General features: G+C 75.1%; 20 protein-coding genes. 7 read left to right on the forward strand and 13 right to left on the reverse strand.

All coding sequences use genetic code 11. The features are described 5' to 3' along the window. Positions 1 to 119: 119 nt before the first annotated feature. Positions 120 to 1,556, reverse strand: coding sequence for a type I glutamate--ammonia ligase (gene glnA / locus ACI8AF_RS17410; RefSeq protein WP_456540995.1), 1,437 nt, complete (start codon positions 1,554 to 1,556; stop codon positions 120 to 122). A 267-nt stretch (positions 1,557 to 1,823) separates the two neighbouring features. Here glnA and ACI8AF_RS17415 point away from each other — a divergent pair, with 267 nt between their 5' ends. Beyond that, entirely contained in the window at positions 1,824 to 2,141 is a 318-nt protein-coding gene (locus tag ACI8AF_RS17415) for an RDD family protein (RefSeq protein WP_456540996.1), read from the forward strand. A gap of 53 nt (positions 2,142 to 2,194) precedes the next feature. On the opposite strand, the gene ACI8AF_RS17420 is transcribed toward ACI8AF_RS17415, so the two are convergent. The 3 genes from ACI8AF_RS17420 to ACI8AF_RS17430 form a co-directional block, all read right to left on the reverse strand. Next, positions 2,195 to 3,034 carry a DUF4191 domain-containing protein gene (locus ACI8AF_RS17420; RefSeq protein WP_456540997.1) on the reverse strand — a complete coding sequence of 280 codons (840 nt, stop codon included), beginning with the start codon at positions 3,032 to 3,034 and terminating at the stop codon, positions 2,195 to 2,197. A gap of 38 nt (positions 3,035 to 3,072) precedes the next feature. Beyond that, positions 3,073 to 4,047, reverse strand: a complete 975-nt coding sequence (gene lipA / locus ACI8AF_RS17425) for a lipoyl synthase (protein ID WP_456540998.1) — start codon at positions 4,045 to 4,047, stop codon at positions 3,073 to 3,075. Between the two features lie 81 nt (positions 4,048 to 4,128). Continuing rightward, the gene (locus tag ACI8AF_RS17430) at positions 4,129 to 5,265 is read right to left on the reverse strand and encodes a hypothetical protein (RefSeq protein ID WP_456540999.1); all 1,137 of its coding nucleotides are present in this window, start codon (positions 5,263 to 5,265) and stop codon (positions 4,129 to 4,131) included. Positions 5,266 to 5,379: 114 nt separating this feature from the next. On the opposite strand from ACI8AF_RS17430, the gene ACI8AF_RS17435 reads away from it, so the two are divergent. After that, complete coding sequence (locus ACI8AF_RS17435) at positions 5,380 to 6,309, forward strand: LLM class F420-dependent oxidoreductase (RefSeq protein ID WP_456541000.1); 930 nt, start codon at positions 5,380 to 5,382, stop codon at positions 6,307 to 6,309. Between the two features lie 16 nt (positions 6,310 to 6,325). Here the strand turns inward: ACI8AF_RS17435 and ACI8AF_RS17440 are convergent, their stop codons facing one another. Next, positions 6,326 to 6,928: a TIGR03086 family metal-binding protein gene (locus tag ACI8AF_RS17440; RefSeq protein WP_456541001.1), complete on the reverse strand. Its 603-nt coding sequence runs from the start codon at positions 6,926 to 6,928 to the stop codon at positions 6,326 to 6,328. Between the two features lie 61 nt (positions 6,929 to 6,989). Here ACI8AF_RS17440 and ACI8AF_RS17445 point away from each other — a divergent pair, with 61 nt between their 5' ends. Continuing rightward, a complete protein-coding gene (locus tag ACI8AF_RS17445) occupies positions 6,990 to 7,937 on the forward strand; it encodes a helix-turn-helix transcriptional regulator (protein WP_456541002.1) in 948 nt (315 codons plus the stop codon). Between the two features lie 4 nt (positions 7,938 to 7,941). Here ACI8AF_RS17445 and ACI8AF_RS17450 read toward each other — a convergent pair whose 3' ends face one another. Continuing rightward, positions 7,942 to 10,236 carry a putative bifunctional diguanylate cyclase/phosphodiesterase gene (locus ACI8AF_RS17450; RefSeq protein WP_456541003.1) on the reverse strand — a complete coding sequence of 765 codons (2,295 nt, stop codon included), beginning with the start codon at positions 10,234 to 10,236 and terminating at the stop codon, positions 7,942 to 7,944. A gap of 248 nt (positions 10,237 to 10,484) precedes the next feature. Between ACI8AF_RS17450 and leuS the strand changes: the two genes are divergently transcribed. After that, a complete protein-coding gene (gene leuS / locus ACI8AF_RS17455; RefSeq protein WP_456541004.1) occupies positions 10,485 to 13,376 on the forward strand; it encodes a leucine--tRNA ligase in 2,892 nt (963 codons plus the stop codon). Between the two features lie 23 nt (positions 13,377 to 13,399). Here the strand turns inward: leuS and lipB are convergent, their stop codons facing one another. Genes lipB through ACI8AF_RS17470 form a run of 3 tightly spaced genes read right to left on the reverse strand, consistent with a single transcriptional unit; the run spans position 13,400 to position 16,019 of the window. Next, complete coding sequence (lipB, locus tag ACI8AF_RS17460) at positions 13,400 to 14,044, reverse strand: lipoyl(octanoyl) transferase LipB (RefSeq protein ID WP_456541005.1); 645 nt, start codon at positions 14,042 to 14,044, stop codon at positions 13,400 to 13,402. A 5-nt stretch (positions 14,045 to 14,049) separates the two neighbouring features. Beyond that, positions 14,050 to 14,784, reverse strand: a complete 735-nt coding sequence (locus tag ACI8AF_RS17465; protein WP_456541006.1) for a Type 1 glutamine amidotransferase-like domain-containing protein — start codon at positions 14,782 to 14,784, stop codon at positions 14,050 to 14,052. After that, a complete protein-coding gene (locus ACI8AF_RS17470; RefSeq protein ID WP_456541007.1) occupies positions 14,784 to 16,019 on the reverse strand; it encodes an NAD(P)/FAD-dependent oxidoreductase in 1,236 nt (411 codons plus the stop codon). The genes ACI8AF_RS17465 and ACI8AF_RS17470 overlap by 1 nt, the downstream gene beginning before the upstream one ends. 67 nt (positions 16,020 to 16,086) lie before the next feature. On the opposite strand from ACI8AF_RS17470, the gene ACI8AF_RS17475 reads away from it, so the two are divergent. Further along, a complete protein-coding gene (locus ACI8AF_RS17475) occupies positions 16,087 to 17,631 on the forward strand; it encodes a protein kinase domain-containing protein (RefSeq protein ID WP_456541008.1) in 1,545 nt (514 codons plus the stop codon). A 58-nt stretch (positions 17,632 to 17,689) separates the two neighbouring features. Here ACI8AF_RS17475 and ACI8AF_RS17480 read toward each other — a convergent pair whose 3' ends face one another. The 3 genes from ACI8AF_RS17480 to lpdA all read right to left on the reverse strand — a co-directional run bounded on the left by ACI8AF_RS17480 (position 17,690) and on the right by lpdA (position 21,972). After that, positions 17,690 to 18,598, reverse strand: a complete 909-nt coding sequence (locus tag ACI8AF_RS17480; protein WP_456541009.1) for a TIGR01777 family oxidoreductase — start codon at positions 18,596 to 18,598, stop codon at positions 17,690 to 17,692. A 79-nt stretch (positions 18,599 to 18,677) separates the two neighbouring features. Next, positions 18,678 to 20,546 carry a 2-oxoglutarate dehydrogenase, E2 component, dihydrolipoamide succinyltransferase gene (gene sucB / locus ACI8AF_RS17485; RefSeq protein WP_456541010.1) on the reverse strand — a complete coding sequence of 623 codons (1,869 nt, stop codon included), beginning with the start codon at positions 20,544 to 20,546 and terminating at the stop codon, positions 18,678 to 18,680. Positions 20,547 to 20,592: 46 nt separating this feature from the next. Continuing rightward, complete coding sequence (gene lpdA, locus ACI8AF_RS17490; protein ID WP_456541011.1) at positions 20,593 to 21,972, reverse strand: dihydrolipoyl dehydrogenase; 1,380 nt, start codon at positions 21,970 to 21,972, stop codon at positions 20,593 to 20,595. A gap of 160 nt (positions 21,973 to 22,132) precedes the next feature. Here lpdA and ACI8AF_RS17495 point away from each other — a divergent pair, with 160 nt between their 5' ends. Further along, complete coding sequence (locus ACI8AF_RS17495; protein ID WP_456541012.1) at positions 22,133 to 22,495, forward strand: oxidoreductase; 363 nt, start codon at positions 22,133 to 22,135, stop codon at positions 22,493 to 22,495. A gap of 44 nt (positions 22,496 to 22,539) precedes the next feature. Here the strand turns inward: ACI8AF_RS17495 and ACI8AF_RS17500 are convergent, their stop codons facing one another. Then, positions 22,540 to 24,054 (reverse strand): leucyl aminopeptidase, encoded by a 1,515-nt coding sequence (locus ACI8AF_RS17500; protein ID WP_456541013.1) that lies wholly within the window; start codon positions 24,052 to 24,054, stop codon positions 22,540 to 22,542. Positions 24,055 to 24,091: 37 nt separating this feature from the next. Here ACI8AF_RS17500 and gcvT point away from each other — a divergent pair, with 37 nt between their 5' ends. Next, positions 24,092 to 25,222, forward strand: coding sequence for a glycine cleavage system aminomethyltransferase GcvT (gcvT, locus tag ACI8AF_RS17505; protein WP_456541014.1), 1,131 nt, complete (start codon positions 24,092 to 24,094; stop codon positions 25,220 to 25,222). The last annotated feature ends 162 nt before the right edge of the window (positions 25,223 to 25,384 follow it).

Below are 25,384 nucleotides of genomic sequence, written 5' to 3' on the forward strand. Positions count from 1 at the left end.
CGTCACCTGCCCGTGAGCCGCTCGCCCACAGCCGACGTACGGGCACCGAGGCCGGAACGCAGCAGGTCCGCACGAGCAGCCGCCGGCTGCTCGTGCGGACCCGTGGCGAGGTGCCCGGCTCAGATGTCGTAGTACATCGCGAACTCGTGCGGGTGCGGCCGGAGGCGGATCGGGTCGATCTCGTTCTCCCGCTTGTACTCGATCCACGTCTCGATCAGGTCCGGGGTGAACACCCCGCCGTCGATCAGGTACTCGTGATCGGTCTCGAGGTTGTCGAGGACGGCGTCGAGCGAGGCCGGCACCTTCTCGATGCCCAGGGCCTCTTCCGGCGGCAGCTCGTAGAGGTCCTTGTCGACCGGCGCCGGCGGCTCGATCTTGTTCTTGATGCCGTCGAGGCCGGCCATCATCATCGCCGAGAAGGCGAGGTAGGGGTTGGCCGACGGGTCGGGCACGCGGAACTCGATGCGCTTGGCCTTGGGGTTGTCGCCCGAGATCGGGATGCGGCAGCAGGCCGAGCGGTTGCGGGCCGAGTAGACCAGGTTGATCGGGGCCTCGTAGCCGGGCACCAGGCGGTGGAAGCTGTTGACCGTCGGGTTGGTGAAGGCCAGCAGCGACGGGGCGTGGGCGAGCAGGCCACCGATGTAGTGGCGGGCGGTGTCGGACAGGCCCGCGTAGCCGGTCTCGGCGTGGAAGAGCGGCTCGCCGTCCTTCCACAGCGACTGGTGCGTGTGCATGCCCGAGCCGTTGTCACCGAAGAGCGGCTTCGGCATGAAGGTGACGGTCTTGCCCGCCTGCCAGGCCGTGTTCTTGATGATGTACTTGAACAGCATCAGGCTGTCGGCCGCGCGCAGCAGCGTGTCGAACTTGTAGTTGATCTCGGCCTGGCCGGCGGTGCCCACCTCGTGGTGGCCGCGCTCGAGCTCCAGCCCGGCGTTGGTCAGGTTGCGCATCATGACCGAGCGCAGGTCGCTGTAGTGGTCGTAGGGCTCGACCGGGAAGTAGCCGCCCTTGGGGCGGGTCTTGTAGCCGAGGTTCGGGCCGACGCCGTTCTCGCCGGTCAGCGCGCCGCTGTTCCAGGAGCCCTCGACCGAGTCGATGTGGTAGTAGCCCTCGTTGATGCCTGTGTCGTAGCGGACCGAGTCGAAGATGTAGAACTCGGCCTCGGGACCGAAGTACGCGGTGTCGGCGATGCCCGACGATGCGAGGTAGGTTTCGGCCTTCTTCGCCACGTTGCGCGGGTCGCGGCTGTAGGCCTCGCGCGTGATCGGGTCGTGGATGAAGAAGTTGACGTTCAGCGTCTTCGCCGCCCGGAACGGGTCGACGAAGGCGCTCTTCGCGTCGGGCAGCAGCAGCATGTCCGACTCGTTGATGGCCTGGAACCCCCGGATCGACGAACCGTCGAAGCCGAGGCCCTCGGAGAACGTGTCCTCGCCGAACGTCGACGCCGGGATGGTGAAGTGCTGCATGACGCCGGGCAGGTCGCAGAAACGCACGTCGACGAACTCGACGTCGTTGTCGCGGATGTAAGCGGCGACCTCGTCGGGACTGTTGAACATCGATCCTCCGGTAGTGGGCGGACAGCCGGTGGCGACGCTACGAGCGGGGAGTTGCCCTCGGGTGTCCCTCGTGTTTCGGAGCGGTAACACAGGCCCCGGCGTGTCGCCGGTGGCTGCTCGTCGCCGCGCAGGGCCTGGCCGCGCGCGGGTCTTACGCTGGCTGGCATGGTCAGGGAAGCAGAGCCACCCTCTCAGGCACGCGTCCGCGGCGCCTCACTGGGGCTCCCGGCGGAGGGCCCCGGCTCCCTGGCGCCCTTCAGCACCCGCGTGGTGCAGTACCTCGTCGACGCGATCGCCTCGGCGTTCCTCGCCGGCCTGTTCACCGCACCCGAGCTGCCCGGACTGTGGAGCCTGGTGAGCTTCGCGGCGATCACGGTCGTCACGCTCGTGCTCTTCGGGCAGACGCCCGGCATGCGGCTGCTCGGCCTGCGGATGGCCCACCCGCGCGAAGGGGAGCGGCTGGCCCCGTGGCGCGCCGTCGTCCGGACGGCGCTGCTGGTGCTGCTGGTGCCGGCGCTGGTGGTCGACGCCGACGGCCGCGGCCTGCACGACCGCCTCACCCAGACCGCCGTCGTCCGGGTCTGAGCGAGGCGGAGTCCCACGGCCGCGGGAACCGCGCCGTGGGACTCCGCGAACAGCTAGCGGCGGCGGACCTGGCGCTGGCTGATCGTCATCTGCCGACCGCCGGGCAGCGGACCGCCGGGCACCGGCATCTTCGGCCCGCCCAGCGCGCCCATGCGGCGGCGCAGCGCGTTGACCTCGCCCCCGCTGAGGTTGCGGGGCAGCTTCATCACGTGCGCCGACAGCTTGCGCAGCGGCACCTGGCCCTCGTCGTCGCCGACGACGATGTCGTAGATCGGGGTGTCGCCGACCACGCGGGCGATCTTCTTCTTCTCCTGCGCCAGCAGGTTGCGCACGCGGTTGGGCGCGCCCTCGCCGACCAGGATGATCCCCGGCCGGCCGGTCACCCGGTGGACGGCGTCGAGCTGCGGGGTGCCGGCCACACCCGAGGTGACCTGCCAGTCGCCGCGCATGCCCTCCAGCACCCACGACGCGGCGCCGGGCTGGCCCTCGACCTGCCGGTAGGCGGTGCCCTGCGCGCGCCGGCCGAAGACGACCAGCGCGACCAGCGCGGCGAGCAGGATCGCGATGGGCAGGAACAGGAACGGCGAGCCCACCAGGATCGCGACCACCTCGATGACCGCGAAGACCGCGACGAAGGTGATCAGCAGGATCCAGGGCAGCTTCGGGTCGTTCTTGCGGGTCAGCGAGTACGCCTGCTTGATCATGCCGAGCTGGCGGCCGAACCGCTTCAGCCGGCCCGGCTTCTTCTCACCCTTGCCGCCGCCCTTGGCGGCCTTGCCCGACGCCGCCGACGACCCGGAGGACGCAGCGCCGCGCCCCCGCCCGCCGGCCCCCGGGCCACGCCCGGCCTTGCCGCTGGGAGCGGGGTTGCCTGTGGGCTTGCTGCGTGCCATGCCCCCAGGATAAGGGCGCGGCGACGCCGTCCCGGGGATCAGGCCTGCGCGGCCATCCCGCGCGCCTCGACCGCCTGCTGGTACAGCCGGCCGGCGCGGTAGGAGCTGCGGACGAGCGGCCCGGCCAGCACCCCGGCGAAGCCGATCTCCTCGGCCTGCTCGCGGAAGCCCACGAACTCGTCGGGCTTGACCCAGCGGACCACGGGGTGGTGCCGCACCGACGGGCGCAGGTACTGCGTGATCGTGAGCAGGTCGCAGCCGGCGTCGTGCAGGGCCTGCATGGTCTCGACGACCTCGTGCGGCTCCTCGCCCATGCCCAGGATCAGGTTGGACTTGGTGACCAGGCCGGCCTCCCGGGCGGCGGTGAGCACCGACAGCGACCGCTCGAAGCGGAAGCCGGGGCGGATGCGGCGGAAGATCCGCGGCACGGTCTCGACGTTGTGCGCCAGCACCTCGGGCCGGGAGCCGAAGACCTCGGCCAGCTGGCCGGGGTCGGCGTCGAAGTCGGGGATGAGCAGCTCGACGCCGCAGCCGGGGACGGCGGCGTGGATCTGCCGCACCGTCTCGGCGTACAGCCACGCGCCGCCGTCGGGCAGGTCGTCGCGGGCGACGCCGGTGACGGTGGCGTAGCGCAGGCCCATGGTGGCGACGCTCTCGGCGACCCGCCGGGGCTCGTCGGCGTCGAAGACGGCCGGCTTGCCGGTGTCGATCTGGCAGAAGTCGCAGCGCCGGGTGCACTGGTCGCCGCCGATGAGGAAGGTCGCCTCGCGGTCCTCCCAGCACTCGTAGATGTTGGGGCAGCCGGCCTCCTCGCAGACCGTGTGCAGCCCCTCGCGGCGGACCAGCGACTTCAGCTCGGTGTACTCCGGCCCGGTGCGCAGCCGGGTCTTGATCCACTCGGGCTTGCGCTCGATCGGGACCTGGCTGTTGCGGACCTCGAGGCGCAGGAGCTTGCGGCCGCCCGGCCCGATCGGAGAACCCGGATCAGTGGTCGGTACGGCCGTCTCCGTCATGGTCGCCACGGTACCCCCGACGTGCGAACGCCCCGGGCGAGCGCGGGGGCTCGTCCGGGGCGTTCGCCCGTTCGGGGCTGCTTACGCGGGGTCCTGCGGGTTCAGCTTGTCGGTCCTCCCGGAACCCGTGGCGCCGCCGGTGCCCCCGGCGGTGCCCGCGCTGCCGGCGCCGCCGCTGCCGGTGGCGTCCGGCGCCGTCTGCGGCTGGTCCTCCGGGGCCGCGGTGGCGGTGGTCAGCGTCGCGTCGTTGCTGGTGCTCGACGCGGGCTCCGGCGTGCTCTCGTTCTCGGCGCCGCCGTACGCCAGCTGCTGGGGCTGCTCGCCGAGGTCGCTGTCGGCCGGGGTGGCGTCGCCGGGCGTGGTGTCGGCCGTGGACACGGCCTTGCCGGCGTCGCCGCCGGACGTGCTGGGGCTGCTGGGCACGGGGTCCTCTCGGTAGCTGGGCACCGGGCCGTCACCGGCCGGCGCGGGGGTCCAGGAGTCGTCGGACCCCCGGAGCCGGCGGAGCACCGCGAACGCGGCGGCGCCGACGGCCAGGACGGCGAGGAACCACGGCCAGCGACTGCCGCCGGACCCGGTGTCGACCGTGCCCTTCTTCGCGGCCTTCTTCGCCGCCTTCCGCTTCTGCTTGGCGGCCTTGCGCTTGGCCTTCGCGCGGGCTTCCGCGCCGCTCGCGACGAGTTCCTCGCGGCGCGCCTCCAGCTCGTGCAGCGCCGACTCGGCCGCCGCCGTCACCGCCTCCCGGGCGGCCAGCACCTTCGGCGTCGCGTAGGCCAGCGCGGCCGCCTGGGTGGTGGCCAGCTTGGGCAGGACGTCCTTCTCCAGCGCCTCGCGGGCGGCCTCGACCCGGGGTCCGAGGTCGGCCGCGGCCTTGACCGCGGCGGCCCGGGCGGCCTCCACGCGCGGGGCAGCGGCCCCCCGGGCGGCCTCGTAGCGGGGCGTGAGCGCCTCCATCGCGGCCTCGACCCGGGGGCCGACCGCCTCCCGGGCGGCCTCGACCCGCGGGGCGATGGACTCGCGGGCGCTGGCGACCACCGGGGCGGCGGCGGCGACGGCGGCGGCCACCTTGGGCGCCGCGGCCCCGCGGGCCGCCCCCACCCGGGGGGCCAGCTCGTCCGCGACCGCGTGGGCGGCCTCGGTCACCGCCGTCCCGAGGTGGCTGAGGCCTTCCTGCAGCTCTGCGCTGATGACCTCGCCTCGCGTCTTCTTGCGGAACACGGCATGCACCTCTCGAAAAGATCGACTTGTCGCCATCCTGCCCGGTCCCGGCGGCGAGCACACCCCGGGACGGCCCGGTGCGCGGCCGGGGCCGTGGCTGGCTAGCGTCGGGCCGTGCAGCTGCGGATCTTCACCGAACCCCAACAGGGCGCCATCTACGACGACCTGCTCGCCGTCGCGCGGCGGACCGAGGAGGCGGGCTTCGACGCCTTCTTCCGCTCCGACCACTACCTGGCCATGGGCGGCGACGGCCTGCCCGGCCCGACCGATGCGTGGGTCACCCTCGGCGGTCTCGCGCGCGAGACCTCGCGGATCCGGCTGGGCACGCTGATGACCGCGGCGACGTTCCGGCTGCCCGGTCCGCTGGCCATCGCGGTCGCGCAGGTCGACCAGATGAGCGGCGGCCGGGTCGAGTTCGGCATCGGCGCCGGCTGGTTCGAGGCCGAGCACACCGCGTACGCCATCCCGTTCCCGGAGCTGGGGGAGCGGTTCGACCGCTACGAGGAGCAGGTGGCCCTCATCACCGGCCTGTGGGGCACCCCGCAGGGGCAGACCTTCGACTTCGACGGCCGGCACTACCAGGTGGCCGGCTCGCCGGCGCTGCCCAAGCCGGTCCAGGACGGCGGGATCCCGGTGATCATCGGCGGCAAGGGCGCCAAGCGGACGCCGCGCCTGGCCGCCCGGTACGCGGCCGAGTTCAACGTGCCGTTCGAGTCGGCCGAGACCAACGCCCGGCTGTTCGCCGGCGTCCGCGCGGCCTGCGAGGAGGCCGGTCGCGACCCGGGCTCGGTGGTGCACAGCTCGGCGCTGGTGCTCTGCGTCGGCAAGGACGACGCCGAGCTCGCCCGCCGGGCCGCGGCGATCGGCCGCGACGTCGACGAGGTGCGGGCGAACGGGGTCGCGGGCACGCCGGCCGAGGCGGTCGACACCCTCGGGCGTTTCGCCGAGGCGGGGGCCTCGCGGGTGTACCTGCAGGTGCTGGACCTCGCCGACCTCGACCACCTCGACCTGGTGGCCGCCGAGGTGGCGCCCCAGCTCGGCTGAGGCGCCGCCGGCGCGCTCAGGGGGTCCAGCGCGGGTCGCGGCCCTGCCAGGCGACCAGCCGGTCGATGCCGGCCGCGTTCTCCGCGGTCGGCACGATGTCGCCGAACGGGACCTCCGGGCCCCGGCGGTCGGCGGGCAGCGCCCGCTGCGCCGCGGCGAGGGCCCGGGCCACCACGTCGTCGTCCCAGGCCGGCGCCTGGCCGGTGGCGACGGCGACGTCCCAGGTGTGGGTCGTGACCTCCCCGGTGTAGGTCGCCAGCGCGGCGGCGCCCGGGAAGGTGCCGAACGGCAGCACGAGCTGCCGGCCGAGCAGCGCGTCGTCGGCCCAGACGGCGAGGACGTCGTCGGCGGCGGCGCGTGCGGCGGCACCCCAGCCGTCGTCGGGGACGCCGGTGGTCACCTGCGGCACCGAGAACGGGTGCTCGCCCCGGCCGACGGCGGCCACCCGCCGCAGCACGGAGACGAGGTGGCCGACCAGCGCCCGGACGTCGTACTCCGGGCACGGGGTGCGGCCGGCGAGCTGATCGGGCCGGACGGCGGCGAGGACGGCGACGGCGGTCGCGGTCGCCGCGGCGAAGGCCGGGCGGGGATCGGTCAGGGGAGCGGTGGAGGTCGTCATGCGGCCACCCTCGCGCGGGAACTGGCCACCTCCTGGCCAGTTTCCGCGATAGTCCTCGGACGTGCGCGCCGACCGCCTGATCGCCGTCCTCCTCCTGCTGCAGTCGAAGGGCCGGGTGACCGCCGCGCAGGTCGCCCGGGAGCTGGAGATCTCGGAGCGGACCGCACGCCGCGACCTCGAGGCGCTCGGGCTGGCCGGCGTGCCGGTGTACAGCTCGCCGGGCCGGGGCGGTGGCTGGTCGCTGGTGGGCGGGGCCCGGACCGACCTGACCGGGCTGACCGTGGACGAGGCGCGGGCGCTGTTCCTGGCCGCGGGCTCTGCGGTGGCGGCCGCCCCGGCCGTCGAGGCGGCGCTGCGCAAGCTGCTCGGGGCGCTTCCGGCGCCGCTGCGCGAGGGCGCCCGGGCGGCGGGCGAGGCCGTCGTGGTCGACGCCGCCTCGTGGGGGCGGACCGCGCCGCCGGAGCCGCCGCACCTGCCGGCGCTGCAGCGGGCCGTCGTCGACGGCGAGGAGGTCGTCCTCGGCTACGCCGGGAGGGCGAAGGCGCCGTCCACCCGGACCGTCTCACCGCTGGGGCTCGTGACCAAGGCCGGTGTCTGGTACCTGATCGCGGGGACCGATGCGGGGGTGCGCACGTTCCGGGTCGGCCGCGTCACCGCGGTGACGCCGACCGGCGCCCCGGCGCGGCGGCCGGACGGTTTCGACCTGCGCGCCGCCTGGGAGTCCAGCGCCGGGGAGGTGGAGCAGCGCCGGGCCGGGGCGCGGGTGCAGGCGCTGGCCGATCCGTCGCTGGTGCCGCTGCTGCGCCGCTGGTCCGGCCCGGCCCAGGTGGCCGTGGGGGAGCCGGCGCCGGACGGGCGGGTGGCCGTGGAGCTCGCCGGCCCGTCGGTGGAGGTGCTCGCCGCGCAGTTCGCCGGCTTCGGCCACCGGCTGGAGATCACCACGCCCGAAGCCCGCCCGCACCTGCGGCGCGTCGCCGACGACCTGCGCCGGCTCTACGGCGACGAATGACGGCTCAGGCGGGGGCCTCGTCGAGCAGCGCGGACCGCCGCGCGGCCAGCCACCCGGGGAGGTCGGCCGGCGGCATCGGCCGGGCGATCCCGTACCCCTGCGCGGTGTCGCAGCCGAGGCGGGCGAGCACCTGGCCGATGGCGTCGTCCTCGACCCCCTCGGCGACCAGCCGCAGGCCGAGGTCGTGGGCGAGCGCGGCCGTGTGCCGGACGATCGCGGCGGCGTGCAGGTCGCGGTCGACGTCGGCGGTGAGGCTGCGGTCGGGCTTGAGCTCGTCGGCCGGCAGGTACCGCAGGTAGGCCAGCGAGCTGTACCCGGTGCCGTAGTCGTCGATCGCCGTCCGTACGCCGAGGTGGCGCAGCTCGCCGAGGACGAGGCGGCCGCGCTCCGGGTCGGCCATGAGGGTGTCCTCGACCAGCTCCACGGTGAGGGCGCGGCCGGGCAGGCCGTGCCGGGCCAGCGCCGCGGCGATCCGGTCGGGCAGGTCGCGGTCGCCCACGTCGCTCGCGGAGAGGTTGACCGACACCGGCACCTGCCGGGCGCGCCACCAGGTGGCCGCGGCCCGCAGCGCGAGGTCGACCACCACGTCGGTCAGCGGCCGCAGCAGGCCGGCCTGCTCGGCGGCCGGCAGCAGCTCGGCGGGGGAGAGCAGGCCGCGCGTCGGGTGCTGCCAGCGGACCAGCGCCTCGACGCCGACCACCGCGCCGTCGGCGAGGCGGACCTGCGGCTGCAGGTGCACCAGGATCTCGTCGCGGTCCAGCGCGGTCCGCAGCTCCTCCATGGTCCGCAGCCGGTCGCCCAGGCCGGTCGAGGGGTCGGGGACGTGGACGCGGACGCCGTCACGGGCGGCCTTCGCCGCGTACATCGCCACGTCGGCGCAGCGCAGCAGGTCGTGCACGGTGGCCGCCGGCACCGGGGCGGTGGCCACGCCGATGCTCACGCCGACGTGCAGCCGCACGCCCTCCACGGTGAACGGCTCGCGCAGCCGCGCGTGCAGCCGCCGCGCCAGCTCCTGGGCCCGGTCGACGTCGGCGTCCGGCAGCAGGACGGCGAACTCGTCGCCGCCGAGCCGGGCGAGCAGGTCCTGCGGTCCGAGCTCCTCGGCCAGCCGCGGGCCCACCCGGCGCAGCAGGTCGTCGCCGGCGGCGTGCCCGAGGCCGTCGTTGACCTCCTTGAAGCCGTCGAGGTCGAGCAGCAGCAGCGCCGCCGGGCGGCGCGCGGTCGCGGCGGCGACCACCGCGTCCGCGGAGGCGAGCAGGGCGCGACGGTTGGGCAGGCCGGTCAGCTCGTCGGTGCGGGCCTCGGCGCGCACGGCGTGGAGGTCGCGCAGGTCGCCGAAGGTCACGACGGACCGGACGAACGAGACGGCGATGCAGACGGCGGCGCACCCGGTCGCGAACGGTGCCTCCTCGAGCGAGGACCGCACGAGGACGGCGAGGCTGGCCGCGTTCAGCGCGAGCGGGATCGCGATGTGGCGCCAGCCGGTGCGCACGGCGGTGGAGCCGCCGGCGTGGCCGTCGCCGTGCGCGGGACGGGCCCGGTGGGCCGCCAGCCCGATGAGGACGGCGGAGACGAGCCAGGTGAGGTCCAGCGGCCCGCCCTCGACGTAGATGTCGAGCGTCGCCAGGCGGGCGAACACGAGGTCGCCGGTGAGGTTGAGGGCCACCCCGGCCAGCAGGAGGAGGAGCGGGACCTCGCCGCGCAGGCCGAGGACGGCGCCGGCGGCGGCGAAGAGCGCCAGCAGGACCATGTCGGCGACCGGGTAGGCCAGGCTGACCACGACGGCGGCGGGGTCGCCCTCCGCGATCCAGGTCTGCGGTCCGAGCAGGACCGCCACGGCGACCGCCGAGGCGCCGAGCGCCCCGACCAGCCCGTCCAGCGCCGTCGCGGGGCCGAAGCGGCGGGTGCGGGCGCGCACGAACGCGACCAGGCCCACGCAGGTGGGCACGAAGGAGGCGAGGTAGGCGACGTCGGCCACCGACGGGTAGGGCTCCTCGGGCAGCCGGGCGATGACCAGGCTGTGGACCAGGTTCCCCGCGGTGCTCATGACCAGGCCGGTGCCCATGGCAACCCAGGTGAGCCGGTCCCCGGGGAGGCGGACGGCGGCGGTGAAGCAGACCAGCGCGGCGAGGACGTGCACGGCGTTGTAGAGGACGACGTCGTAGAGGAGCGCCCACGTCGCGCCGTCCGGCCGCGGCCCGGTGCCGGTGACGAACAGGGCCAGGCACCCCACGGTCAGCAGCACGAGCCGGCGCGACACCCGCTCGGGTGCGCCGCCCCGTCGCGGATCGCTGCTCACGGGGTCCGGTTGGGCACGAGCTCGGACGGAACCGAACGGGGAGGGGTGCCGGGCTCCTCCCGAAGGGTGGAGGCGCCGTCCCGGGCGCGTCGTCGGCTCGGCCGGGGGAGCGGTACGCTGGTCCCGTGTCCGGTGGACTGCTTCTTCCGCGGCCGTGCTGACCTGACCAGTTCGGACAGCACGGCGACCCCTCCTGCGCGAGGGGTTTTTTTCTGCCCACCCACCGGATCCAGAAGGAGCGCAGGACGATGAGCCAGACGGCGAGCCAGGCGAGCGCCGAGCAGAACGGTGAGGTCCCGCCGCACCGCTACACCCCGGCGCTGGCGCAGCGGATCGAGCTGGCCTGGCAGGACCGCTGGGAGGCCGAGGGCACGTTCCACACGCCGAACCCGACCGGGCGGCTGTCGGCCGGCTTCGACGCCGTGGCCGGCCGGCCCAAGTTCTTCGTGATGGACATGTTCCCGTACCCCTCGGGCGCCGGGCTGCACGTCGGCCACCCGCTGGGCTACCTGGGCACCGACGTCACCAGCCGGTTCCGCCGGATGGACGGCGACAACGTGCTGCACCCGATGGGCTACGACGCCTTCGGCCTGCCGGCCGAGCAGTACGCGGTGCAGACCGGGCAGCACCCGCGGGTCACCACCGAGGCCAACATCGCCGCGATCAAGGCGCAGCTGCGGCGGCTGGGCGTCGACCACGACGACCGGCGGTCGTTCGCCACGATCGACCCCGGCTACTACAAGTGGACGCAGTGGATCTTCCTGCAGATCTTCGGGTCCTGGTTCGACGAGGACGCCGGCAAGGCGCGCCGCATCGAGGAGCTGGTGGCCGAGCTGGACGCCGGCACCCGCGAGCCCGGTGAGGGCACCAACCCGTTCGCCCGCCCCTGGGCCGAGCTGGACGACGTCGAGAAGCGCAAGGTCGTCGACGCGCACCGGCTGGCCTACCTGCACGAGGCGCCGGTGAACTGGTGCCCCGGCCTGGGCACCGTGCTGTCGAACGAGGAGGTCACGCCCGACGGGCGCTCCGAGCGCGGCAACTTCCCGGTGTTCCGCCGTCCGCTGACGCAGTGGATGATGCGGATCACCAGCTACGCCGAGCGGCTGCTGGACGACCTGGACCGGCTGGACTGGTCGGACTCGCTGAAGCAGATGCAGCGCAACTGGATCGGCCGGTCCGCCGGTGCCCGGATCGGGTTCTCGTGCGGCGACGAGACGATCGAGGTCTTCACCACCCGCCCCGACACGCTGTTCGGCGCCACCTACATGGTGCTGGCGCCGGAGCACCCGCTGGTCGAGGCGCTGACCGCCGACGCGTGGCCGGACGGCACCGACCCGCGGTGGACCGGCGGCGGGGCCACCCCCCGCGAGGCGGTCGCCGACTACCAGCTGCAGGCGTCCCGACGCTCGGAGCTGGACCGCCAGAACGAGACGCGCGAGAAGACCGGCGTCTGGCTGGGCACCACCGCCGTCAACCCGGTCAACGGCCGCGAGCTGCCCGTGTTCATCGCCGACTACGTGCTGACCGGCTACGGCACCGGCGCGATCATGGCCGTCCCCGGCGAGGACACCCGCGACTGGGAGTTCGCGCGGAAGTTCGGGCTGGAGATCATCCCGACCGTCGAGCGCCCCGAGGGCTTCGACGACGAGAGCGGCGCGTACACCGGCCCCGGCCGCATGATCAACTCCGCCAACGACGAGGTGTCGCTGGACGGCCTGGACAAGGCCGCCGCCATCGCCCGGATCACCGACTGGCTGGTGGCGAAGGGCTCGGGGCAGGCGACGACCACCTACAAGCTGCGCGACTGGCTGTTCAGCCGGCAGCGCTACTGGGGCGAGCCGTTCCCCGTCGTCTACGACGACGACGACCTGCCCATCGCCGTCCCCGACTCCCTGCTGCCGGTGCTGCTGCCCGAGGTCGACGACTACTCGCCGAAGACCTTCGCCGACGACGACGCCGACTCCAAGCCCGAGCCGCCGCTGTCGCGCGCCACCGACTGGACGACGGTCGAGCTGGACCTGGGCGACGGCCCGAGGAAGTACCGGCGCGAGACCAACACGATGCCCAACTGGGCCGGCTCGTGCTGGTACTACCTGCGCTACCTGGACCCGGGCGACGACGAGCGCATGGTCGACCCCGAGCTGGAGGCGTACTGGCTGGGCCCGCGCGGGGCCGGGGACGTCGGCGGCGTCGACCTGTACGTCGGCGGCGTGGAGCACGCCGTGCTGCACCTGCTGTACGCCCGCTTCTGGCACAAGGTGCTGTTCGACCTGGGCTACGTGACCAGCGAGGAGCCGTTCCGGCGGCTGGTCAACCAGGGCTACATCTCGGCCTACGCCTACACCGACGAGCGCGGCTTCTACGTGCCGGCCGCCGAGGTGGAGGAGAAGGACGGGCAGTTCTTCTTCGAGGGCAAGCCGGTCGACCGCGAGTACGGGAAGATCGGCAAGAGCCTGAAGAACATGGTCACCCCCGACGAGATGATCGGGCAGTACGGCGCCGACACCTTCCGGGTGTACGAGATGTCGACCGGCCCGCTGGACCAGTCACGGCCGTGGGAGACCAAGGCGGTCGTCGGCTCGCAGCGGCTGCTGCAGCGGATCTGGCGCGTGGTCGTCGACGAGCGGACCGGCGAGGTCCGCGCCGCCGACGTCGAGCCGGGCGAGGAGACCCTGCGGGCGCTGCACCGGGCGATCGCCGGGGTCCGCGACGGGTTCTCGACCCTGCGGTTCAACATCGCGATCGCGCGGATCACCGAGCTGACCAACCACCTCACGCAGGTGTACGGGGCGGACTCGCCGGTGCCGCGGTCGGTGGTCGAGCCGCTGGTGCTGGTGCTGGCGCCGCTGGCCCCGCACGTGGCCGAGGAGATGTGGGCGCGGCTGGGGCACGAGCAGTCGCTGGCCTGGCACGCGTTCCCGGTGGCCGACGAGCGCTGGCTGGTCGAGGACACCGTCGAGGTGGCGGTGCAGGTCAACGGCAAGGTGCGGGCGCAGGTGCGGGTGCCGGCCGACGCCGACGCCGCGGCGCTGGAGGCCGCGGCGCGGGCCGACGAGAAGGTCGTCGGCTACCTCGACGGGAAGACGGTGCGCCGCGTCGTCGCCGTCCCCGGCCGCCTGGTCAACTTCGTCCTGGGCTGAGGTGCGGAGTGGATCCGTGCGGGTCACCCGCGCGGATCCACTCCGGTGAGCACCTCGCGCATCGCGGCCTCGACCGGGTCGACGACCTCGGCCACGGGGACGTCGCGGCCGAGCTCGGCGGTCAGCGACGTCGCGCCGGCGTCGACGATGCCGCACGGGATCATGTTCGCGAACGCGCGCATGTCGGGGTCGCAGTTGAGCGCGAAGCCGTGCATGGTCACGCCCCTGGCCACCCGGACGCCGATCGCGGCGACCTTGCGGTCGGGCCCGCGCTGGTCGGCGCGCACCCAGACGCCGCTGCGCCCCTCGACCTGCTCGGTGGCGACGCCGAGGCCGGCGCAGACCTTCATCAGCGCCTCCTCCAGGCGCCGGACGTGCGCGACGACGTCGACCGGGTCGGTCAGCCGCACGATCGGGTAGCCGACCAGCTGGCCGGGGCCGTGCCAGGTGATCTTGCCGCCGCGGTCGACGTCGATGACCGGCGTCCCGTCGAACGGGCGCTCGTGCGGCAGGGTGCGCTTGCCCGCGGTGTAGACCGGCGGGTGCTCCAGCAGCAGCAGGGTGTCGGGGGCGGTGCCCGCGACGACCTCGGCGTGCAGCTCGCGCTGGCGCGCCCACGCCTCCTCGTAGTCGATCAGCCCGAGACGGAGGACCTGGAGCTCGCTCACGACGTTCAGCGTAGGCGCCGCGGCTCCAGGCGGGTCTCGACGACGGCGCCGTCGGCACCCTTCTCCACCCGGTACGCGGCCTTGCCCGGCCGGTCGGCGACCGCCTCGACCAGCTCGGTCCCGCGGTAGACCAGGCCGACGCCGTCGTCGGTCGCGTGCCCGGCCGGCAGCGTGCCGTCGGCGACCAGCCGGTGGTACAGCGGCCGGCGCTGCTCCTCGGAGTCGTAGTGGACGCCGTTGGAGGTCGGGATGAGCCCGAGCCCGTTGGTGACCGGCCGCAGATCGGGGCCGTAGGAGTCCGTCGTCCCGCCGACGTGCCAGCACAGCGACCCCGCCGACACCCCGCCCAGGACGACGCCGGCCTGCCACACCTCGCGGAACACCTCGTCCAGGCCGTGCACCCGCCAGACCGCGAGCAGGTTGGCCACGCTGCCGCCGCCCACCCAGACGACGTCCTGGGCGAGCAGGTGGGCGCGCACGTCGGGCACCGTCGGCATCGTGAACAGGCTGAGGTGGCTGACCTCCACGCCGCTGCCGGCGAACGCGCCGTAGACGCCGGCGATGCGCACCGGGTCGTCGCCGGTCGCGGTGCCGAGGTAGCAGAGCTTCGGGCGCGCCGGCGCCCCGGCCAGCTCGAACGCGAGGTCGAAGACCGGCCCGGGCGCCCAGTCGTAGGGCCCGCGGCCGCGGCTGTCGAAGCCGATGCTGGTGGCCAGGATCGTGGGGGCGGCGGCGGGCATCAGGCTCCGTTCGGGCGGAGGGCGCGCAGCACGGCGCGGGCGCACCGCGCGCCGCTGGCCATGGCGCCCTGGATGGACGGTGTGTCGCGGTGGTCGCCGCAGACGAACACGCCGCCGCCGAGGTCGACGGGGCGGCGCAGCTGCAGCGGCGGCAGCGCGGCCGGCTGGGCGCCGGTCACGGTGGTCGTCGTCAGGTGCTCGAGGTCGCCCGGGGCGACGTCGTGTGCCCGGGCGATCTCGTCGCGCACGTCGGCCTCGCGGGTCGGGTCGAGGGTCGAGCTGGACACCAGCGCGCGGCCGTCGGGGGAGTAGCGGGGCTGGGCGTCGGTGAGGACGACGGTGTTCACCAGGCGCCCGCCCGGCTGCCCGAGCACCAGCAGCGGCGACGGCCACGGCGAGGCGGGCAGCACGTGCAGGTGCGTGGTCACCTGCCGCGGCGCCGCCGCCTCGACCCCGGGCAGCAGGGCGGCGGCGGTGCGGGGGTCGGTGGCGACGACGACGGCGCCGGCCCGGGTGCGCCCGGTGGCGGTGGTGACGCCGTGCCCGTCGACCGCGTCCACGCGGGTGCGCAGGTGCACCCGCTCCGGGTCGAGCTGCGCGGCCAGCTGCTCGCCGACCGCCTGCATGCCGTCGGCCGGCAGACCGATCTCGCCTCGGGCGAAGCTGCGCCAGAGCAGGTCGAGGTAGCGGCTGGACGTGGCCAGCTCCGCCTCGAGCAGCACGCCGGCGAGGAAGGGCCGGAAGAAGCGCTCCACCGCGGCGGTCCCCACCCCGGCTCGCCGCAGGGCCTCCCCGGCGGTGCGCTCCGGCGCCCGCAGCAGCCGCCCGACGGGCGCGTAGGCGGCCCGGGCGGAGAAGGCCGCGATCGCCGCCTTGTGCCACGGCGCCCCCAGCGGCGCCGCCAGGGTGCCCGGCAGCGCGGTCGGCCGGCGGCGGGGGTCGACGACGCGGTGGGTGCCGCCGTCCACCCGGAGGACGGCGCCGCGCTCGAAGAAGCCCATCTCCAGCGCCGCCAGGTCGAGGTCGGCCGCCCGGGGATAGCCGGTGTTGAGCACCTGGAAGCCGCGGTCGACGACGAACCCGTCGACCCGGTCGGTGGCCAGCCGGCCGCCGACGTGCCCGGCGGCCTCCAGCACGTGGACGTCGCAGCCGGCCGCGGCGAGGCGGGTGGCCGCGGACAGGCCCGCGAGACCGGCGCCGACGACCACGACCTCGGCGCGGGAGGGGAGGGACATCGCCGTCGAACCTAGGACCTGTGGACAACGCCCGCGCTCGGTGGCCCCGTTCGCCTAGCGTCCGACCGTGACCGCGCCCGACGAGACCAGCCCGCCGGTCGTCCCCGGCTACACGCTGCAGGAGCTGCTCGGCCGCGGCGGCTCCGGCGAGGTGTGGCGGGCGGTGCCGCGCGGCGGCGGTGCGCCGGTGGCGGTCAAGGTGCTCGTCGCCGGCGATCCCGAGCGGCAGGCCCGCGAGGCGGCGCTGCTCGGCGAGCTCGACCACCCCCACCTGGTGCGGCTGCGCGAGGTCGTCCACCAGCCCCGGCGCGGCGGCCCGGCGCGGGTGGCGCTGGTCCTCGACCTCCTGCCCGGCGGCAGCCTCGCGCAGCTGCTGGCGCGCCGCGGCCGGCTGCGGCCGGGCGAGGTGGTCACCGCGATCGCCCCGGTCGCCGCCGCCCTGGCCCACGCGCACGAGCAGGGCGTCGTCCACGGCGACCTCTCGCCGGGGAACATCGTGTTCACGGCCGAGGGCCGGCCGGTGCTCACCGACCTCGGGGTCGCCCGGGTGCTCGGGGAGGCCGCCGCCGGCGAGGTCACGCCCGCCTACGTCGACCCGACGGTCGCGCGCGGTGGGGCGCCCGGGCCGGCCTCCGACGTCTTCGGCGTCGCCGCCGCGGCCTTCCACGCCCTCACCGGCATCCCGCCCTGGAACGCCGCCGGGCCGGCCGAGACGCTGCAGGTGGCCGCCGTGGGGGTGCTGCCGGACCTGGCCGAGCTCGCCCCCGGGGCGCCGGAGGAGCTGCTGGCGGTGGTCAGCCGCGGGCTGGCCGACGACCCGCACGAGCGCGGCACGGCCGCCGAGTTCGCCCTCGACCTGCGCCACGCCTGCCGCCCCGAGCCGGTCCGGCTGCCGGCCGAGGGGATCCCGGACGAGGAGCTGGGCCGCACCGGCCGCGGCCCGCGCACCGAGCTGACCCACCAGGTGCCGGGCCGCCGGCGGGCAGCACCGCCGGAGCTCGAGCCCGAGCCGGCGCGGCGGTGGTCCGGCGCCCTGCCGGTGCTCCGGCGGGCCGCCGCGGTCGCCGGCACCGGCGCCGTCCTGGCCACCGCCGTGTGGCTGGGCACGCGGTGGGGGAGCGGGGACGACGCCGCCCCGCCCGCCACGGCCTCCTCGTCGTCGTCCACCCCGCCGGCCGCCGCGAGCCCGAGCCCGGCCGACCTGCGGGCGGTCCCCGACGGTGCCGCCGGGTGGCTGCCGGTGCTCGCCGAGCTCTACCGCCGACGCGCCGAGGCGTTCGGCACGGCCAGCCCCGACGCCCTGGCCGGCGTCTACACCGCGGGCAGCGCTCCGGGGGCGGCCGACACGGCGTTCGCCGCCTCGCTGGTCGGTGCCGGTGAGGTGCTGCGCGGCTTCGCACCCACCGTCGTCCGGGTGACCGCGGCGACGGTCGACGGCGACCGGGCCGAGGTGGAGCTGGTCGACGAGGTGCCCAGGTATGACGTCGTCCCCGCCGCGGACCCGGCGGGACCGGCCCTGCGCAGCGAGCCGGGCCGGCCGGCCGCGCCGGTGCGGATGGTGCTGCGCGCCACCGCCGACGGCTGGCGGATCGAGACCGCGGTGCTGCTCTAGGCCCCTGGCAGGGGCCACCGCGAGCAGGCGAGCGGTGGGGGGCGGGGAGTCCGTGTCCCTAACGGAGCCGCAGGGCGGCGCGCAGCGCCGGCTCCAGGTCGGGGTGGGTGAAGGAGTAGCCCGACGCCAGCAGCTTCTCGGGCAGCGCCCGCCGTCCGCCCAGGATGCTGGTCCGGGCGAACTCCCCGAGCGCGAGCGACAGCGCGAACCCCGGCACCGGCAGCGGGGTCGGGCGCTTGACGACCCGGCCGAGGACACGGGTGAACTCGGCGTTGGGCACGGGGTTCGGCGCCGTCATGTTCACCGGGCCGGACACGTCGGAGGTGAGCAGGTGGGCGATGCCGTCGACCTGGTCGGTGAGGGCGATCCACGGCCAGTACTGCTGCCCGGAGCCGATCCGGCCGCCGAGGCCCAGCCGGAACACCAGGCCGAGGATGCGCACCAGCGGCGCGCCGGGGCCGAGCACCAGGCCGGTGCGCAGGTTGACCACCCGCACGCCGGCGGCCGCCGCCGGCGCGGTGGCCGCCTCCCACCGGACGCACAGCCGGGCGAGGAAGGAGTCGCCGGGCGGGTCGGCCTCGGTGACCGGCCGGTCGCCGAGGTCGGGGTAGTAGTCGATGCCGGACGCCGACACCAGCGCGCGCGGACGGCCGGGGTCCTCGGCGGCCGCCGCGGCCAGCGCCTCGGCGATGGTCGTCGTCCCGTCGAGGCGGCTGTCGACCAGCCGCTGCTTGTAGGCGCGGGTCCACGGGCGGGGCCGGATCGGCTCACCGGCCAGGTGCACGACGGCGTCGACGTCGCGCAGGAGGGCGGGGTCGATCCGCCGGTGCTCCGGCGCCCAGCGGTGCTCCTCCGCCGTCCGCGGGGTGCGCCGGACCAGCCGCAGCACCTCGTGGCCGTCGGCCTGCAGGCGGGGGACGAGGGTCCTGCCGATGAGCCCCGAGGCCCCGGTCACCGCGATCTTCACGCCAGCTCCTTCTGCTGTGGAGGCCCCCGCGGACGCATCGGGGCCCCGGCGCGCCGCCGGGGCCCCGATGCGGGATCAGCTACGCGAGGCCGAGGTCGCCCTCGAACTGACCGGCCTCGAGCCGCTCCTTGACCGTGACCAGGAAGCGGGCGGCGTCGGCGCCGTCGACGATCCGGTGGTCGTAGGTCAGGGCCAGGTAGACCATCGACCGGATCGCGATGACCTCGCCGAGGTCGGGGTCGGTCACCACGACGGGCCGCTTCACGACCGAGCCGGTGCCCAGGATCGCGACCTGCGGCTGGTTGATGATCGGGGTGTCGAACAGCGCCCCGCGGCTGCCGGTGTTGGTCAGCGTGAACGTGCCGCCGCCGAGCTCGTCCGGCGTCACCTTGTTCAGCCGGGTCCGCTCGGCGAGGTCGGCGATCCTGCGCGCCAGCCCGCCGATGGACAGGTCACCGGCGTCGTGGATGACCGGGACCAGCAGCCCGCGGTCGGTGTCGACGGCGACACCCAGGTTCTCGGTGTCGTGGTAGGTGACCGTGCCCGCCTCCATGTCGATGGAGGAGTTGACGGCCGGGTGGGCCTTCAGCGCCTCGATCGACGCCTTGGCGAAGAAGGGCAGGAACGACAGCTTCACACCCTCGCGGGCCTCGAAGTCCCGCTTCGCGCGGTTGCGCAGGGTGGCGATCCGCGTGACGTCGACCTCGACGACCGTCGTGAGCTGGGCGCTGACGGCCAGCGACTCGACCATGCGCTTGGCGATGACCGAGCGCAGCCGGGACATCTTCTCGGTGCGCCCGCGCAGCTTGGTGTCCGGCGTGGCCGCGGGGGACGGCGTCCGGGGCGCGGCGGCGGCGGGAGCCGGGGCCGCCTTCGCCTCGGCGGCGGACAGCACGTCCTGCTTGCGGATCCGCCCGCCGACGCCCGTGCCCTGCACCGAGCCGAGGTCGACCCCGTGCTCGGCGGCGAGCCGGCGGACCAGCGGGGTGACGTAGTTGCCACCGCCGTCGCCGCTGGACGCCTCGGCGGCGGCCGGGGCGGGCTGCGACGGGGCGGGCTGCGAGGCCGCCGGCCGGCCGGCCTGGCCGCCGGCCGAGCCGTAGTAGTCGGCGCCCTGCTCCGCGGAGACGGGCTCGGACTGCGCGGGCGCGGCCTGCTCCTGGCGCGGCGCCTCCTGCTGCGGCGCCTCCTGCTGCGGTGCCGGCGCCTCCTGCTGGGGGGCCGGCTGCTCCTGCCGCGGGGCCGGCTGCTCCTGCTGCGGCGGGGCGGCGGGCGCCGACGGCTCGCCACCACCGGCCGCGCCGGTGCCGATCACGGCCAGCTGGGCGCCGACCTCGACGGTCTCGTCCTCGGCGACGGTGATCTCGAGCAGGGTGCCCGACGCCGGGGCCGGGATCTCGGTGTCGACCTTGTCGGTGGAGACCTCGAGCAGCGGCTCGTCCGCGGTGACCTCGTCGCCGACGGCCTTGAGCCAGCGGGTGACGGTGCCCTCGGTGACGCTCTCGCCGAGGGCGGGCATGGTCACCGGCGTCCCCTGACCGCCACCACCACCGCCGCCGCCACCGGACGGCGCGGGGGCGGGCTCCGGCTCGGCGGCCGGCTCCTCGGTCTGCTCCGCCGGGGAGGCCGGCATGTCCTGGTCCTCGGCGGAGGGCTGCTCGGTCTGCTGCGGCGCGGCGTCGGCCTGCGGCGCGGGGGCGCCGCCGTCGCCCTCCCCGCCGATGACCGCGAGCTCGGCGCCGACCTCGACGGTCTCGTCCTCGGCGACGAGGATCTTGGTCAGCACGCCCGCGGCGGGCGAGGGGATCTCGGTGTCGACCTTGTCCGTCGACACCTCGAGGAGGGGCTCGTCGGCCTCGACCTGCTCGCCCTCCTGCTTGAGCCAGCGAGTGACCGTGCCCTCGGTGACGCTCTCGCCCAGGGCGGGCATGGTGACGGACGTCGGCATCGAGGCAGTGCTCCTTCTGGCGCGGTGTGCGGGTCTGGGGTTCGGGTCAGCTGTGGGCGTGCAGCGGTTTGCCGGCCAGCGCCAGGTGCGCCTCGCCGACCGCCTCGCTCTGCGTGGGGTGCGGGTGGACCAGGGAGGCGACCTCGTCGGGCAGGGCCTCCCAGTTGTAGATGAGCTGGGCCTCGGCGATGAGCTCGCCGACCCGGCTGCCGACGATGTGCACGCCGACGACCGGGCCCTCGGGCGCCTGGATCAGCTTGACCGCGCCCGCGGTCTTGAGGATCTGGCTGCGCCCGTTGCCGGCGAGGTCGTAGCTGAGCGTCTTCACCTCGCCGTACTTCTCGCGGGCCTGCGCCTCGGTCAGCCCCACGGAGGCGACCTCGGGGTCGGAGTACGTGATCCGCGGGACGCCGGCGTAGTCGATCGGGACGACGGGCAGCCCGGCCAGCCGCTCGGCGACGAGGATGCCCTCGGCGAAGCCGACGTGCGCCAGCTGCAGGGTGGGGATCAGGTCGCCGACGGCGGAGACGGTGGGGACGTTCGTGCGGCAGTACTCGTCGACGAGGACGAAGCCGCGGTCCATCGCGACCCCGGCCTCCTCGTAGCCGAGGTCCTCGCTCACCGGGCCGCGACCGACGGCGACCAGCACGATCTCGGCCTCGAGCTGCTTGCCGTTCTCGAGCGAGACCGCGACGCCGTCCTGCGTCGTCCGCACGCCGGAGACCCGGCTGCCGAGCTCGAAGCCGATCTTGCGGCGCCGGAAGGCGCGCTCGAGCAGCTTGGAGGAGCCCTCGTCCTCGAGCGGGACGAGGTGCGGCAGCGCCTCGACGATGGTGACGTCGACGCCGAAGGACGTCCACGCGCTGGCGAACTCGCAGCCGATCACGCCGCCGCCGAGGACCACCGCCGAGGCGGGGACGCGGTCGAGGGCGAGCGCCTGGTCGCTGGTGATGACCCGGGTGCCGTCGATCTCGATGCCCGGCAGGGTGCGCGCGTAGGACCCGGTGGCCAGCAGCACGTGCCGGCCCTCGTAGGTCTGCCCGCCCACGGCGACCGCGGTGGGGGAGACCAGCCGGCCCTCGCCCTCGACGTAGGTGATCCCCTTGCTCTTGATCAGGCCCTGCAGGCCCTTGTAGAGCCTGCCGACGACGCCGTCCTTGTAGGCGTTGACGCCGTCCATGTCGATGCCGGCCAGCGTCGTCTTGACCCCGAACTGCTCGCCCTCGCGGGCGAGATCGGCGACCTCGCCGGCGTGCAGCAGGGCCTTGGTCGGTATGCAGCCGCGGTGCAGGCAGGTGCCGCCCACCTTGTCCTTCTCGACCAGGACGACGGACAGGCCGAGCTCGGCGGCGCGCAGCGCCGCGGCGTACCCGCCGGAGCCGCCGCCGAGGATGACCAGGTCGGCCGGGCCGGCGGGTGCACTCACGGGAACTCCCTCGCAACAGCAGTCGTCGCCCGCCCGGGGGGACCGGGGGCGGGGTGGTCCGCCCACATCCTGCCACTCCGGGAACGGCGCGGCCGTACGCACCGTTGGGCTCACGGAGCGTCGCGGCGCAGGCCGGGCGCGGTGGCGACAGGAGAGCGTCATGGGGCTTCTCGACCGGCTGCGCGGTCGCGGCGGCGGGAGCGCCGACGGGCGCCGCGGCACGCTCGACCGCGGCTCGCACAAGGGCGACCTCGCCCACCTCGAGCAGTTCGTCGCCAGCCGCCGCGGGGTGGAGGGCTACGTCGAGCCGCGCACCGCCGTCACCGAGACGACCATCCTGCTGGTCGCCGCCGACGGCGAGTGGACCCGCCGGCGCATCGACGGCCCCGACGTCGCCCGCCGGCTGCAGCGCGACCTCGGGATCCCCGTCTACGACGCCCAGGTCACCGGCTACCCCCAGCGCATGCGCGACTGGAGCGCCCGGCAGAAGTCGAAGGACCCCCGTCCCCCCACCACGAGCTGACGCTCGCGGCGGAACCCTGACGGGGGCCGCTCCATCCCGTCGCCTCAGCCTTCGGCGATGAGGTCCTCGATGGTGGCCAGGAGGGTCCGCACCGGGACGCCGGTGCCGCCCTTGGTCACGTGGCCCCACGGGGCGCCGGTGTTGTAGGCCGGGCCGGCGACGTCGATGTGCGCCCACGGCAGACCGTCGGGCACGAACTCGGCCAGGAAGTGCGCGCCGACGAGCATGCCGCCCATCCGGTCGGCGTTGGCGTTGACGAAGTCGGCGATGGGCGAGTCGATGCCCTTGCGCAGCTCCACCGGCAGCGGCATGGGCCACATGCCCTCGCCGACCCGCGTGCCGGCGGCGACGACGGCGTCGCGCAGCTCGTCGGTGCCCATGACGCCGGCCGTCCGGTTGCCCAGCGAGACCTGCTGGGCGCCGGTGAGGGTCGAGGTCTCGAGCAGCACGTCGGGGGCGTCCTCGGCGGCGCGGGCGATCGCGTCGGCCAGGATCACCCGGCCCTCGGCGTCGGTGTTGGTGATCTCCGACTTCTTGCCGTTGCGGAAGGTGACGACGTCGCCGGGCCGGTAGGCGGTGCCGCTGGGCAGGTTCTCGGCGATCGGCACGGTGGCGGTGACCTCGACCGACAGCCCGAGCTCGGCGACCAGGCACACCGTCGCGATCACCGCGGCCGCGCCGGCCATGTCGCTGGTCATGTGGTGCATGTTCAGCGCCGGCTTGATCGACAGGCCGCCGCTGTCGAAGGTGATGCCCTTGCCGACCAGCGCGACCTTCCTGCGCGCCTTCTTGCCCTCGTAGGTCAGCCGCAGCAGCCGGGGGCCGCGGGCCGAGCCGCCGCCGACGGCGAGGATGCCGCCGTAGCCGCCGGCCGCCAGCGCCTTCTCGTCGAGGACCTCGACCGACAGGCCGGCCTTTTCGCCGGCGGCCGCGCCGCGGGCGGCCAGCTCGGCCGGGTAGAGGTCGTTGGGCGGGGTGTTGACCAGGTCGCGCACCAGCCAGACGGCGTCGGCCACCGCGCGCACGTGCGAGAGCGCGGCCTTGGCCTCACCGGTGTCGGGCACGACCACCTCGAAGGCGGCCGGCGGGGTGGGCCGGTTCGCCGGCAGGTCGGACTTGTAGGCGGTGAACTCGTAGGCGCCGAGCAGCGAGCCCTCGCCGACGGCGTGCAGCCGCTCGGCGTCCGGCGACCCGCCGATCGCGGTCAGCAGGGTCACCACCGAGCCGCGCCCGCCCAGCGCGCGGCTGGCCGCGCCGGCCGCCCGGCGCACCGCGTCGGGGCGGTAGCCGCCGTCCGCGGCGGGCGACCCGAGCCCGGCGGCCAGGACCACCGGGAAGGGGCCCTGCCCGAGGGTGGCCACCTTGGTGACCTCCTCCTCGGCGCCGCGGGCGCCGAGGTCGGCGAGGGCGGGGAACAGCTTGCCCCCGAGGATGCGGTCGACGGCCTCCGCGCCCGGCGTGGCCAGCAGCCCGTCCGGCCCCTTGCCGATGCCGATGACGACGGCGTCGGCGGAGAGCTTCTCGAGGGGGCGGTCGGTGGTGGCGATCGTCGGCGGCACGGCGTCGATCGTATGGGCACGGCTAGCGTGACCTCCCGTGAGCCCGAAGACGTCACCGCTGCACGACCGGCACGTCGCCGCCGGTGCCAAGCTCGCCGACTTCAGCGGTTGGTCGATGCCGATCGAGTACGCCGGGGGAGGGGTGCTGGCCGAGCACACCGCCGTCCGCACCGCCGTCGGCCTCTTCGACGTCTCGCACCTGGGCACCGGCACCGTCCGCGGCCCGGGGGCGGCCGCCTTCGTCGACCGGTGCCTCAGCAACGACCTGTCGCGCATCGGTCCGGGTCAGGCGCAGTACACGCTGTGCTGCAGCGCCGACGGCGGCGTCGTCGACGACCTGATCCTGTACCTGCACGGCCCGGACGACGTCCTGCTGGTGCCGAACGCGGCCAACGCCGCCGAGGTGTTCGGCCGGCTGGCCGCCGAGGCGCCGGACGGCGTGGAGATCACCGACCGGCACGAGGAGGTCGCCGTCCTCGCCGTCCAGGGCCCGCGCTCGCCGCAGGTGCTGCAGGCAGTCGGGCTGGCGGCCGACCTGGGGTACATGTCCTTCGCGGCCGGCGACGTCACGGTCTGCCGCACCGGCTACACCGGCGAGCACGGCTACGAGCTGCTGGTCGCCGCCGAGCGGGCCGGCGAGCTGTGGGACGCGCTGCTCGCCGCGGGGCAGGACCAGGGCATCCGGCCGTGCGGGCTGGGCGCCCGTGACACCCTGCGCACCGAGATGGGCTACCCGCTGCACGGGCACGAGCTGTCGCTGGAGATCTCGCCGGTGCAGGCGCGGTCGGGGTGGGCGGTCGGCTGGAAGAAGGAGCGGTTCTGGGGCCGCGAGGCGCTGCTCGCCGAGAAGGAGGCCGGCCCGGCACGGCTGCTGTGGGGGCTGCGCGCCACCGGCCGGGGCATCCCGCGCCCGGGCATGCCGGTGCTGGACGGCGCCGGCGAGCGGATCGGCGAGGTGACCAGCGGCACGTTCTCACCGACGCTGAAGACCGGTATCGGCCTCGCCCTGCTCGACACCGCGGCCGGCGTGGCCGAGGGAGCAGAGGTGACCGTCGACGTCCGCGGGCGCCCGCAGCCGGTCGAGGTCGTCCGCCCGCCCTTCGTGGAGTCGCGCACGAAGGACCCCGTCACCCTCGACCACTCGCAGGCTCGCGGCGGGGCCCGGTAACGGAGCCGATGCTCCTATGGATCGTCAAGCGGCTCGGGCCGGTGGTGGTGAGGTGAGCAGGTAGTAGAGCTCGCGGGCGATCAGTCGTTTGAGGCATCGGATGATGTCCTTCTTCGACAGCCCTTCTTCGGTGCGGCGCTGGACGTAGGCACGGGTGCGGGG

The sequence above is a fragment of the Blastococcus sp. SYSU D00669 genome, assembly GCF_054050715.1.